This window comes from Pseudoalteromonas sp. BSi20429 (genome assembly GCF_000238895.1).
Classification (GTDB): domain Bacteria; phylum Pseudomonadota; class Gammaproteobacteria; order Enterobacterales; family Alteromonadaceae; genus Pseudoalteromonas; species Pseudoalteromonas arctica.
In genome coordinates, this window is record NZ_BADV01000012.1 from 80,925 (window position 1) to 92,749 (window position 11,825).

13 protein-coding genes are annotated in these 11,825 nt (G+C 41.0%); 6 read left to right on the forward strand and 7 right to left on the reverse strand.

Features of this window, described 5'->3' with window-relative positions; genetic code table 11:
• Position 1 precedes the first annotated feature (1 nt).
• The 7 genes from P20429_RS16905 to P20429_RS16875 form a co-directional block, all read right to left on the reverse strand.
• On the reverse strand, positions 2-1,105 hold the full coding sequence (locus P20429_RS16905; RefSeq protein ID WP_007580541.1) for a retropepsin-like aspartic protease: 1,104 nt from the start codon (positions 1,103-1,105) through the stop codon (positions 2-4).
• Between the two features lie 23 nt (positions 1,106-1,128).
• Positions 1,129-1,836, reverse strand: a complete 708-nt coding sequence (locus P20429_RS16900) for an HAD-IA family hydrolase (RefSeq protein ID WP_007580543.1) — start codon at positions 1,834-1,836, stop codon at positions 1,129-1,131.
• A 10-nt stretch (positions 1,837-1,846) separates the two neighbouring features.
• The gene (locus P20429_RS16895; protein WP_007580545.1) at positions 1,847-2,791 is read right to left on the reverse strand and encodes a tyrosine recombinase XerC; all 945 of its coding nucleotides are present in this window, start codon (positions 2,789-2,791) and stop codon (positions 1,847-1,849) included.
• The gene (locus tag P20429_RS16890) at positions 2,788-3,399 is read right to left on the reverse strand and encodes a DUF484 family protein (RefSeq protein ID WP_007580547.1); all 612 of its coding nucleotides are present in this window, start codon (positions 3,397-3,399) and stop codon (positions 2,788-2,790) included. Before P20429_RS16890 ends, P20429_RS16895 begins: the two co-directional genes overlap by 4 nt.
• Complete coding sequence (gene dapF, locus P20429_RS16885; protein WP_007580548.1) at positions 3,396-4,226, reverse strand: diaminopimelate epimerase; 831 nt, start codon at positions 4,224-4,226, stop codon at positions 3,396-3,398. The genes P20429_RS16890 and dapF overlap by 4 nt, the downstream gene beginning before the upstream one ends.
• Before the next feature lie 64 nt (positions 4,227-4,290).
• Positions 4,291-5,544, reverse strand: coding sequence for a diaminopimelate decarboxylase (gene lysA, locus P20429_RS16880; RefSeq protein WP_007580550.1), 1,254 nt, complete (start codon positions 5,542-5,544; stop codon positions 4,291-4,293).
• Complete coding sequence (locus tag P20429_RS16875) at positions 5,545-5,739, reverse strand: lipoprotein (protein ID WP_007580552.1); 195 nt, start codon at positions 5,737-5,739, stop codon at positions 5,545-5,547.
• 157 nt (positions 5,740-5,896) lie between these two features.
• Here P20429_RS16875 and cyaY point away from each other — a divergent pair, with 157 nt between their 5' ends.
• Genes cyaY through P20429_RS16845 form a run of 6 tightly spaced genes read left to right on the forward strand, consistent with a single transcriptional unit; the run spans position 5,897 to position 11,795 of the window.
• Positions 5,897-6,220, forward strand: a complete 324-nt coding sequence (gene cyaY, locus P20429_RS16870) for an iron donor protein CyaY (protein ID WP_002960979.1) — start codon at positions 5,897-5,899, stop codon at positions 6,218-6,220.
• Entirely contained in the window at positions 6,217-6,873 is a 657-nt protein-coding gene (locus tag P20429_RS16865) for an alpha/beta hydrolase (protein WP_007580555.1), read from the forward strand. The genes cyaY and P20429_RS16865 overlap by 4 nt, the downstream gene beginning before the upstream one ends.
• A gap of 22 nt (positions 6,874-6,895) precedes the next feature.
• On the forward strand, positions 6,896-7,873 hold the full coding sequence (locus tag P20429_RS16860) for a DUF2914 domain-containing protein (protein ID WP_007580557.1): 978 nt from the start codon (positions 6,896-6,898) through the stop codon (positions 7,871-7,873).
• 35 nt (positions 7,874-7,908) lie between these two features.
• Complete coding sequence (gene hemC / locus P20429_RS16855) at positions 7,909-8,847, forward strand: hydroxymethylbilane synthase (RefSeq protein ID WP_007580559.1); 939 nt, start codon at positions 7,909-7,911, stop codon at positions 8,845-8,847.
• Positions 8,848-10,689 carry a uroporphyrinogen-III C-methyltransferase gene (locus P20429_RS16850; RefSeq protein WP_007580560.1) on the forward strand — a complete coding sequence of 614 codons (1,842 nt, stop codon included), beginning with the start codon at positions 8,848-8,850 and terminating at the stop codon, positions 10,687-10,689.
• Positions 10,686-11,795: a heme biosynthesis HemY N-terminal domain-containing protein gene (locus P20429_RS16845; RefSeq protein WP_007580562.1), complete on the forward strand. Its 1,110-nt coding sequence runs from the start codon at positions 10,686-10,688 to the stop codon at positions 11,793-11,795. Before P20429_RS16850 ends, P20429_RS16845 begins: the two co-directional genes overlap by 4 nt.
• Positions 11,796-11,825 lie beyond the last annotated feature (30 nt).

Genomic DNA, 11,825 nt, shown 5'->3' on the forward strand with positions numbered 1-11,825 from the left:
ATTATTTAGCGCTCAACTCTAGCTCATCTGTTTGCTGATTTATATTGAATTTAAATCGCGATAAAAAGTTCATCCCTAGCAAACCTTGTCCGCGTGTGTTTTCAATGCTCAACACTTCAAAACCATAAATAATTTGCGAGCCCACTTTAAACGATTCAATTTGATAACGTTTTACAACAATTTGACCGTTAGCTGTGTTTACCGTTACATCGCCTAAATATAAAGGTTGTGGCGAAATTTGCTCAATTATACTTGTAGGTAGTGAGGTTACGCTTGCGCCTGTATCAATCATTAGTTCGGTCGATAGATTGTTATTTATTTCGGTGTTTATTAAGTAATGCGCGCCGTAAGGCGTTAAAGCAACAAAGTCGTCTTGCGATTGTGCTTTATTGATCATAGCTTGCAGTGTTTGCACTTGGCTTTTTAGATTGTGCTGGTTTGGCATTCGATTAAGGGTTGCTTGTGCACTAATTAAATCGCCTTGCTGAAAGTAGGCGTACGCAAGCGGATATAAAAACTGCGCGTTATCGCTTTTATAATCAAGCCAAATTTGTGTTTGCTCAATAATAGCTTGCCAATTTTGTTGCTCAGTTAATGTGTGTAATTCGTTTTGAGTGAGCGTATTTAAACGTGTATTTACGTTGTTTTGCTGATCAGCAGGCAGTAATGAATTCAGCTCAAATAAAGCAATAATGGCGTTTTGTGTTTGCTCGCTATTTATTAAATACTCAACCTGTAAGTTAAGTAATTCTACGTTATAAGGGCTGTTATTTAATAGCGCATTGAGAAATGACTCGCTGAGTAATAAATTGCTATTTAGCCATGTTTTAAGCTGTATCAGCCACGATGAATAAAGGTTTTTTGCACTTTCTGGATTGCTATTTTTGAGTTGTTGATAGCTACTAAGTGCGGCTTCAAATTGGTGTTGTTTAAATTGCTGCTTTGCCGTATTTAGTAACGTATCTTGTTGTTTAGGCGATATGCTTTGCTGGGCACTTTGCGTTTTTTGTGGTGTAGTTAACGCAGGCTGCGGCCATAATAAATAAGCGTTAAGGCTAAGCGAGCCAATTAATAGCAAGGTGATTAGCTTGGTATAGTGGCTCATTGTGACCTCTTATTTTTAATAGGTTATTTAATAAAGTGCGTTAAGGAATGAATATTGGCTATTTCAATATCGGCCAGCCCTTTATAAGCATAATTGGCGCCTTGATCGTTTAACCATACCGATTGGCAACCGGCATTATTTGCGCCTTGTACGTCGGTATCTAGGCTATCGCCAATATGTAAAATATCGCTTTTAGCAACATTTAAATGTGTGGCTGCTTTATCAAATAGGGTGCTGTGAGGTTTTGCTTTACCGTGCATACCTGCTTGCAGTACGAGTTCAAATTTATCGTGTAAGTTAAAGCGTTCAATTTCAACATTGCCGTTAGTAATTGCAACAAGCGTAAAGTGTTTGGCTAGGTTATCTAGTAAGTTAAGTACGTCATCGCTTACGACTATGTTGCTGCGCGCATCGGCAAAGGCGTTATAGGCGGCATTTGCATGGCGCTCTACTTCATCTGCGGTAAAGCCAAGTTTAGAAAGCGCTAAACGTAGGGTGTGTTTGCGCCATTTAGTTACATCATCTGCGAGATCTGGGTTTTGTATTACGGCAAGTTCTCGGCATAGTTGCCAGTACTTTGGACCTTGCTCTTGATAGCCCGGTAGCGCGTTTAAATAATTTTGTTGGGCTTTAACGGCTGCTTTTATAATAGGGTGATTGCTGTATAGCGTGTCGTCTAAGTCAAAGCTCATGACAGAAAATGGCTTAATAGCACGATTAAATCGGATCATATTTATTTTCCTAATCAGTTCGTTTTTTTGCGCGAGGGTGAGTGTTGTCGTACACCTTGGCTAAATGTTGAAAATCTAAATGCGTATACACTTGTGTAGCCGACAAACTGCTGTGCCCTAGTAATTCTTGCACGGCGCGTAAATCACCAGATGATTCTAAAATATGTGACGCAAACGAGTGGCGCAGCTTATGCGGGTGAACCTGCGAGCTAATGCCTTGTTTTATTCCCCACTCTTGCATGCGTAGGCGCACTTGGCGAATCGAAATACGATTTTTTTGGCTACTTAAAAATACTGCTATTTCATCGGGCTTTGTAAATTGAGGGCGTATTGTGAGCCATTTTTTTAATGCGTCTAACGCTTTTTTACCCACCGGAATTAATCGCTCTTTATTGCCTTTACCACGCACTAAAATTTCGCCATTAGCAGCGCTAATATCTTGCATATTAGCGCCAACTAATTCGCTTATACGCAGCCCTGATGAATACATAAGCTCCATCATTGCTTTATCTCTAATTGCGAGAGGCTCGTCGTCGGGTATTTCGAGCAAGCGTGCCATTTGATCCACATCGAGATTTTTAGGTAGGGGCTTTGCAAACTTAGGACCTTTTATACCCACCGCCGGATTATGGTAATGCGATTGCTCGGCAATATTTTTTGCTTTTAAAAACTTATATAAGCTGCGAATACAACTGAGCTTTAAGCTAATTGTACGGCCACTTAATTGTTTTGAGCGTAGTGCCATGCTGTAGCGGCGAATATGCTCGCCTTGCACGCCAAACCAGTCGTCACATAATTTGCTAAAATAAAGTGCTGCAAAGCCAAGCTGGCTTACATATTGGTTTACGGTGTGCGCTGAATATTGTTTTTCAAACTTTAAATAATCGCTAAATAGCGTTATAGGTGTACGCCAATTGTCGCTTAACTGGGTAATATTAGGCGCATCGTCACTCATGCTAGTTTTTGCAACCGCAGGTGTAATGCGTTTATAAAGTCGAGTACAAAGAGGTTATCTTGAGCGGGCTCAAAATGGTTTACGTTACTGCTACCAAACGCCAAAATAGCGATAGGGTGCTTGGTGTCGCCAATTAAATAAATAGCGACAGATTGTGTATCTTCACTAAATAATAATTCGCGCTCTTGCTGATTAATGCGCCCTAAATAATGCTCTGAATGGGTAAGGCGATGGGCAATAAGTTCGTCGTATTCGAGATTATATTTCACTAATTTGCAGTCGTTAACATCTTCACTTGAGCAAATTATATTGCGTAGATTATTTGCAAGGGTGTCAAAATCGTCATGATTCCAAAGCTGGCGATGGCACTGGCTAAACAAACGATATACAAGCTCGTTTTGCGTTGCATGCTTGCTCATAGCGTCTATTTGGCTTTTTAAAAGCGTGTTGTGCTCGCGTAATTGGCGTTGCTGAATATGTACCAGCGACGTTGCACCTTGAGCTTGCTGTTGCAGCTCAAGTTGTGCGAGTAGCTCAGGGTGCTGAACCAAAAAATCAGGATGTTGATGTAAGTAATCAATAACCTGTTCTTTACTTAGCTCGCTCATAGCGCTACTTGCCCGTCGAACACATGCTCTGCGGGGCCAGTCATGCGTACTGGGTGACCTTCGCCACTCCAACGTACTTGTAAGCTACCGCCTGGTAAATCTACTTGAACGGTTGTTGATAATTTATTTTGCATGTGACCAATAACCATTGCTGCACACGCACCTGTGCCACAGGCTAGGGTTTCGTTAACGCCTCGCTCCCACACTCTTAATTTAATGTGTTCATGCGATACAACTTGCATAAAGCCAATGTTCGCTTTTTGCGGAAAACGTTCGTGGTTTTCAAGTAATGGACCCAATATATCAACTTGCGCGGTGGTTACGTCGTCAACTTCTAGCACGCAATGCGGGTTACCCATAGATACCGCGCCACTAAATACAGTGTGTTCTTCGGTTCTAATAATATAAGTAAGCTCACGCTTGCTCGCTTTTAAAGGGATTTTACTTGGCTCAAAATTTGGATGACCCATGTTAACCGTTACTTGACCGTCTTTTTCTATGTAGAGCGTTAAGTTGCCCGACTTGGTCGACACAGTAATTTTATGCTTGTTAGTAAGGCCCTTCATACGTACAAAGCGGGCAAAACAGCGTGCGCCGTTACCGCATTGTTCTACTTCGGTACCATCGGCATTAAATATTCGATAATGAAAGTCGAGATCAGGAGAATATGGCGCTTCAACCATTAGCAATTGGTCAAAGCCAATGCCAAAATGGCGATCTGCCAGTTTTTTGATTTGATCTCGCGACAAAAAAACATTTTGTGTAATGTTATCAATCACAACAAAGTCGTTGCCTAAGCCGTGCATTTTGGAAAAATTAACTAACATAGCGCTCTAATTCGGTTTTGCTCTGTGCTAATCATGCCACAGAGCAGCTAGTAGACAAAAACGTTTATGGTAAAACTTTCTCACCTTGATAAAGGCTTTCAATAGTTTCGCGTTCACGAATAAGATGGTGCTGCTGACCATCTACCATTATTTCTGCAACACGCGGGCGCGAGTTGTAGTTTGAACTCATGGTAAAGCCATATGCACCAGCACTTCGTTGTGCGAGTAAGTCGCCTTGTTTAAGCGCTAGTTCACGATCTTTTCCTAAAAAGTCGCCGGTTTCGCACACCGGACCCACAATATCAAAGTTGTGAGTCGGTGTTTCGTCGTCGCGAACTGATACCGGAATGATTTTTTGCCACGCTTGATAAAGCGCAGGGCGAAGCATGTCGTTCATACCTGCATCTACAATGGCAAAAAATTTGTCTTGGTTTTGTTTAATAAATTCAACTTGAGTAACTAAAATACCTGCGTTAGCTGCAATAGCGCGCCCTGGTTCAAAAATTAGTTCAAGGTGTTTATAGTTAGCTAAGCGCTCGGTAACTTGCGCTGCATATTCACTTGGGTGCGGTGGTTGCTCGTTGTTATATGGCACGCCTAAACCGCCACCAATATCTAAGTGAGTTAGCTCAATACCGTTGGTTTTTAGCTCATCAATAAGCGCCATGAGTTTATCAAGGGCTTCTAAAAAAGGTCTGACTTCAGTTAATTGAGAGCCAATATGGCAATCAACACCAATAATTTTTAAACCAGGTAAAGCCGCTGCTTGTTGATAAACACTTACAGCAGTTTGTATATCAATACCAAATTTATTTTCTTTTAAACCAGTAGAAATATACGGATGTGTTTTTGCATCTATGTCGGGGTTTACGCGAATAGAAATAGGCGCTTCTAGGTTAAGCTCGCAAGCCACTTCAGAAATACGCTCAAGCTCAGAGGCTGATTCAACGTTAAAACATTTAATGCCCAGTTTTAATGCGTAAGCTATTTCGTCAGACGTTTTCGCCACGCCCGAAAAAACCACTTTAGAAGCATCGCCTCCCGCTTTAATTACACGCGCAAGTTCGCCTTTGGATACAATATCGAAGCCCGATCCTAGGCGCGCTAATATATTAAGCACGGCTATATTTGAGTTTGCTTTAACGGCGTAACATACCAAGCTTTTATGATTTTTAGTGGCGTTAGCAAACGCTAAATAATGGCGCTCAAATGTAGCACGCGAGTACACATAACACGGCGTACCGTATTGCTGCGCTATGCTTGCCACACTGACGTCTTCGGCAAATAATTGGTTGTTTTTGTAGTTAAAATAATCCATTTATTGCTCCTGACTTTGCGATATTTTGGCTTGCTCAGCGGTAGTGGCTGGTTTAGCTGTATTTTGAGGTTGGTTTTGCTCTGTTTGTTGCTCTGGTAAATATAACGGACCGCTTTGTCCGCAGCCAGCTAAGGCGCTTAACAGTACAGTGCTTATTAATAGTTTTTTTAATTGTAAGGTATGTGTCGCTTTCATTAGATTAATACGGTTGCTGGCTTTATAATCGCAGAGTAACAGAATATCTAAAAAATGCAGCTATTCGCGGATGATTTTATTCCTGTTACACTAGCTGCACACTTTTAAAGCTAAAACGTACCCAATATTAGGCGGCTCGCCTGCAAAGGAAATAACAATGACTGAACACGAATATCACCAATTAGCCGAAGCTCTTATGTTCACTATTGAAGAGCAGGTTGATGATTGCGAAGCTGATTTAGATTATGAATCGGCACAAGGTATTTTAGAAATTATTTTTCCTGATAAAAGTAAAATAGTGATTAACAAGCAAGCACCTCTTCATCAAGTATGGGTTGCGACTAAGTTTAATGGACATCATTTTGAAATGCGTGATGGGTTATGGATTGATAACCGTTCTGGCGCTGAATTTTGGGCGTTTATAAATGAAGCCTCAACTCGCCAAGCAGGCCAAGAAGTTAAGTGGCAATCATCACTATGAGTTTAGAATTTGTAGAATATGCAGCCCAAAGTGAGCACAAAGCAACGGTTATTTGGTTACATGGTTTAGGTGACTCTGGGGATGGTTTTGCGCCAGTAGCTCCGCAGCTTAATTTACCAAGTGAGCTTGGTATACGGTTTGTTTTTCCGCATGCGCCAGTACAACCGGTCACCATAAATGGTGGTATGGAAATGCGCTCTTGGTACGATATTAAATCTATAGAATTAGATAAGCGTGCCGATGAACAAGGCGTAAGGGATTCGGCTGCAAAGGTAGAAGAGTTAATTAATAAAGAAATTGCTAATGGCATACCTGCTAATAAAATTATTTTAGCTGGTTTTTCTCAAGGTGGTGTTGTGTCTCTGCATTTAGCACCGCGCTTTGAGCAAAAGCTTGGGGGTGTTATGGCGCTTTCTACTTATATGTGTGTGCCGCAAAAATTTGCTGATGAAGCAAAGCATACTGATTTAAACGTATTTATGGCTCATGGTAGCCAAGATAACGTTGTACCGCATAGTGCGGGAAGAAGTGCGTTTGAAGTATTAACAGCACATAACATGGATGTAAGCTGGCAAGAATATCCAATGGCCCACCAAGTTTGCGCAGAAGAATTGCAAGCTATTCGCCAATGGTTAATTGCTCGTTTAAGCTAATTTTGGAACCGCTGAGGTCAATATGAGTCAAAAAATAGTTATTAAAGCAAATGTTAAACGCGAACTACAAGAGAGTGTACCAACGGTAAGCTACGAGTGGAATTGGCGTCGTATTGTGAGTATTGCTATGTTGGTATTAATGACCTCTGCAGCAGTTGTGTATGGCTTAACAACGTCAGCCAGTGCAGAGCAAGGTGAGCATCCAAATGAGCAGGAGCAATTTTTAAGCTTTAGCAGTAACGCTCAAAACCAGACAAACCTTGAAGTAACGGATGTTGAGCCTGAATCATCAGTAAACAATACCCCTAATGAGCCTGCAGAGGTAATGCAAGCTCGGATTGAACCGTTGTCAGCTGAGCAAAATGAGGCTCAACTAAGCATTTCAAGTAATACATCTGATGAAGCTGAGCTTGTAAATAATCCCCCTGTTTTATTGGCTAACAACGATAGTGTTACTGAACAAAGCGAAAGCATTAATATAGAGTTAAACTCAAACCTTGATAATGATGTGCAAGAAGAAACCGCAGAAGCTCAAAACGTAGCTGAGCCAGCCAGTCAAAGCGACTTACTTTTAGAGTTAGAAAGTGATGATGGCGCATTGAGTGGCACTGAAGGTTTTTCGCCGACAGCACAAGTGGCAAGTGTGGCTTTGGGCGCGCAAATAGACACGGGTAAAATTAGCCGTGCAGTACTTACTCGTAAAGTAAGTAAGCGTGAGCCCACTAATGTGTTTGCTGCTGATATTAGATTAAGTCAGTTTGATGAAGGCGTATCGTTTTTTAGTGAGATTAAAAATCTTCAAGGCCAGCAAGTTAAGCATGTTTGGTCGTTTGAAGGTGAAACTATGGCTGAAATTACACTTAATGTTACTTCGCCTCGCTACAGAACGTACTCAACAAAAAATATCATGGACACACAAACAGGCCATTGGCGTGTTGATGTAGTTGATGAGCAAGGCAATTTAATTGCCCAAAAAGAGTTTAGAATTTTAGCTGACTAAAACTAGCTAAACGCAGTAATTAATTGGATACCCCTATGACAGAAAAAACAAAATTAGTACGCATCGCAACGCGCAAAAGCGCCTTAGCACTTTGGCAGGCCGAATTTGTAAAAGCAGAGCTTGAGCGTTTTCATGCAGATGTGCGCGTAGAATTAGTCCCAATGTCGACGCAAGGGGATATAATTTTAGATACGCCATTGGCTAAAATTGGCGGTAAAGGCTTATTTGTTAAAGAGCTAGAGCAAGCTATGTTAGATGGCCGAGCTGATATTGCCGTGCATTCTATGAAGGACGTGCCAGTAGAGTTCCCAGACGGATTAGAGCTTTATACTATTTGTGAGCGTGAAGATCCGCGTGATGCGTTTGTATCAAACAATTTTGCAAATTTAAACGAGCTACCACAGGGCGCCATTGTGGGTACTTCGAGCTTACGCCGCCAGTGCCAAATTAAAGCACTTCGCCCTGATTTAGATATTCGTGATTTGCGCGGTAATGTAAATACGCGTTTAGGTAAATTAGATGATGGCCAATACGATGCTATTATTTTAGCGGCAGCGGGGCTTATTCGTTTAAAAATGAGTAAGCGTATTGCTGACTACATTGAGCCAGAAGTGTCATTACCGGCAAATGGTCAAGGCGCTGTAGGTATTGAATGTCGTATTGATGATGAAGTAACAAAAGCATTACTTGCACCACTTGAGCATACCCAAACACGTATTCGCGTAAATGCAGAGCGTTCTATGAACCGCTATTTAGAAGGTGGTTGCCAAGTTCCTATTGGTGCTTATGCATTAGTTGATGGCGAGCAGGTACATTTGCGTGGTTTAGTGGGTGCTGTTGATGGCAGCGAAATTTTACGTGACGAAGTAACAGGTCATGTAAATGACGCAGAAGAACTAGGTATTGAGCTTGCTAAAAAATTACTAGCTCAAGGCGCAGACAAAATATTAGCTGAAGTTTATAGAGACGCATAAATGACACATATTCTGATAACTCGGCCCGAAGGAAAAGGCGCAGCCCTTGCACAGCAATTAGAGCAAGCGGGTTATCAGGCGTCTTTATTTCCGGTATTAAAAATAACGCATTTAACACCCTCCAGCACTGAGCTTAGTCCGCTGTTAAATGCAGATAAAATAATATTTATATCGCAAGATGCAGTCAGTGCACTTTCGCAATTAAAACCCGATATAAATACCAAAGCGCAGTTTTATGCGGTTGGACAACAAACAGCCGACATTATATATGAGCAATTTGGTGCGCGCGCAGCAGTACCAAAGCAGTATGATTCAGAAGGGTTGCTTGCGCTCAAATCACTCGCCGAGGTTGATGGCAGTAATATAGTGTTGGTTAAGGGGCAAGGTGGCCGCCCTGAGTTAGCTAAAACGCTAAAAGAGCGCGGTGCTTTTTTAAATAATTGCGTTGTGTACAAACGTGAACCCACAGAGAGTATTACCCCTAACTGGACAGACCACTGGAAAAGCCAGAATGTACACGGTATAGTCATAACAAGTAATGCAGCAGTTGATGCTATATTTAAAAGCCTTACTGCACACCAACTACAATGGTTACAACAGTGCCGATTTTATGTTGCAAGCGAGCGGATAGCCGCTTATTTAAAGTTGCAACAGGTAAGTTCGGCTAATATACACATTGCAGCAGGGGCTAGCGATAATGCTATGTTTACCTGCATAAATCAGCAAGGTAGCAACATGAGCGAACAGTCAAAGCCAGTTACGGCAGAAAAAGCCACATCAACAATAGCTAACCCGGCCTCAGCTAAATCAGCTAAGCAAGAGCCAGCAGCTACAAAAAATACGACAGAAAAAAACAAACAAAAGGTAAGTAAGGTTGCAGCACTTGCGCTTCTTATTTCGTTAATTGTGGCCTCTGGTGTTGGATACGAGTTTTATCAAAAGTTAAATGCTGGTAAGGTGCAAAACCTAGCCGTTAATGAGTTAAGCGAGAAAAATAAGTTACTCGTTCAAGAGCTGCAAGCACTTAAATCGGCGCAATCTAATTTGCAGCAAGCGCTGTTTAATAGTGAGAAAAAAGTAGCCGCAACCTTAAGTGAAAGTGCAGCTCAAAATCAGCAAGAGCTAAAAGCAGCCCTGCAAAAAGCGCAGCAACAAGGCTCGTCTTTAAACCCACAAGAAGTAACCAGCTTACAGCGTATGGCTGAATTTAAACTATGGGCTGAAAAAGATTACCAAGGCACTAGTGCTGTTTTAAAGCGCTTAGATGCATTACTTAGCGAACACCCAGGAACAGTTGAAGTTCGCCAAGCTATTATGCAAGACATACAAACACTTGATAGCCTTAAACCTATAGCAACAGAGGCTATTTATTTACAGCTAAACAGTGCACTTAATAGCGTTGATAATTTAGTTTTTAATGCGGTTAACTTGCCAGAAGAAGCGGCTGCAATAGATGAAAATGCTTTAAGTGATGACGTGAGTGATTGGCAGCAAAACCTGAGTAATAGCTGGAATAAAATTGTGGATAGCTTTATTACTATTCGCCAGCACGAAGGTGTTTCCATTGAGCCATTACTTACAGATCAAGAGCGCCATTTAATTAATCAACGAATCAAGCTTAATATAACTCAGGCACAAGATGCACTTATGAGTAAGCAGGCGAGTATTTTCTTTAGCGCCTTAAGTGAAGCAAAACGTTTAGTTGGTGAGTACTTTAAGCAAGACGATGATGCAACCAAAACGGTACTTAAAGCGTTGTCTAAACTCGAAAAAGAGCAGCTTAATTTTAATCCAAAAATAACCTTAAATAGTACACAAAAGGTTAAGGAGTGGGCGCAATGATAGGGCTAATTATTTTAATTGTAGCTATTGTTGTTGTACTAGCGGTTACTCCATTTGTGCTAGATGAAAAAGGTTATGTACTTATTTCATTTAACAATACGACGATAGAAGGCACGATAGTATCGTTTTGTATAATGGCAGTCATTACCGCTGTTGTTTTATATTTAACATATAAGCTAATCCGCTACTTATTATCGATTTATCATAATACTAAACATGGCTTTTTTGCACGTAGCCAAGAGCGCAAACAAGTAGCTATTGAGCAGGCTCTGTGGAGTGCTATTAATGATGATTATGAGCATGTAGAGCAGGCTCTATCGGGTAATAGCGTACCAGATAAGTTTGAAGATATTCGCTTAGCATTACTTGCAAAAGCAGCGCTTGCTAATAATCAAACAGATAAAGCACTTGAGCGTTTATTTGAAATAAGCCCAGAGCATCAATTAAAAGTAGCAAAGCTATGGTTGGCAAGTGGCGACAGTAGCGCGATTGAATCACAAATGCGTATTAGCGCAGAAGCTAAAAAAGCCACCGCACTTGAGTTAAAACTTTATGCAGAAGTATTAGTACAGCAACAACACTTTAGTGCGCTGGAAGATTTTTTGCCGCGTTTATTACGCAAAAAAGCACTTACTGATGCACAGTGGACGCAGTTATTTAGTGCCTACTTTAATGCGTTAGATGCAGACAAACTGAGTGAAAAATATAAACAGCTACCTAAAAAACTGCAAGCTCATGCCCACACCGCATATTTAATGCAAATGGCGCAAGCAGGTCAATTGGCTGTTATCGAAAGTGACTTAATTAAAATGGTTAAGCACAATGAGCAACACTTAGAGCTTGCCAATATATTAAGTAAAGCAACAGCAGCCGATGCGCCTAAGTTGCAAATAAACATACAAGAACGCCTTAAAAAGGATGATTCAAATAATTCACTATTACTTGCGCTGGCTTGCCTTGCTAATGCTAAAGGTGATTATGACTTAGCAGCTAGAATTTTTGATAAAGCACTGAATAGTGACAATAAAAAACAGTTCTCTGAACAAGCTGTTTTAAGTTATAAAAATAGTGCACAAGCAGAAAAGGCGCTCGTTTTATATCAATAAATGACTACACTATAACTACTTAGCATTTTT

Bases quoted from the DNA above. Each gene is read 5' to 3' on its own strand.
- cyaY (WP_002960979.1), top strand. From the start codon at position 5,897: ATGACTGAACACGAATATCACCAATTAGCCGAAGCTCTTATGTTCACT.
- P20429_RS16875 (WP_007580552.1), bottom strand. From the start codon at position 5,739: ATGAAAGCGACACATACCTTACAATTAAAAAAACTATTAATAAGCACT.
- P20429_RS16860 (WP_007580557.1), top strand. From the start codon at position 6,896: ATGAGTCAAAAAATAGTTATTAAAGCAAATGTTAAACGCGAACTACAA.
- P20429_RS16905 (WP_007580541.1), bottom strand. From the start codon at position 1,105: ATGAGCCACTATACCAAGCTAATCACCTTGCTATTAATTGGCTCGCTT.
- dapF (WP_007580548.1), bottom strand. From the start codon at position 4,226: ATGTTAGTTAATTTTTCCAAAATGCACGGCTTAGGCAACGACTTTGTT.
- P20429_RS16845 (WP_007580562.1), top strand. From the start codon at position 10,686: ATGATAGGGCTAATTATTTTAATTGTAGCTATTGTTGTTGTACTAGCG.
- P20429_RS16900 (WP_007580543.1), bottom strand. From the start codon at position 1,836: ATGATCCGATTTAATCGTGCTATTAAGCCATTTTCTGTCATGAGCTTT.
- hemC (WP_007580559.1), top strand. From the start codon at position 7,909: ATGACAGAAAAAACAAAATTAGTACGCATCGCAACGCGCAAAAGCGCC.
- P20429_RS16895 (WP_007580545.1), bottom strand. From the start codon at position 2,791: ATGAGTGACGATGCGCCTAATATTACCCAGTTAAGCGACAATTGGCGT.
- P20429_RS16890 (WP_007580547.1), bottom strand. From the start codon at position 3,399: ATGAGCGAGCTAAGTAAAGAACAGGTTATTGATTACTTACATCAACAT.
- P20429_RS16865 (WP_007580555.1), top strand. From the start codon at position 6,217: ATGAGTTTAGAATTTGTAGAATATGCAGCCCAAAGTGAGCACAAAGCA.
- lysA (WP_007580550.1), bottom strand. From the start codon at position 5,544: ATGGATTATTTTAACTACAAAAACAACCAATTATTTGCCGAAGACGTC.
- P20429_RS16850 (WP_007580560.1), top strand. From the start codon at position 8,848: ATGACACATATTCTGATAACTCGGCCCGAAGGAAAAGGCGCAGCCCTT.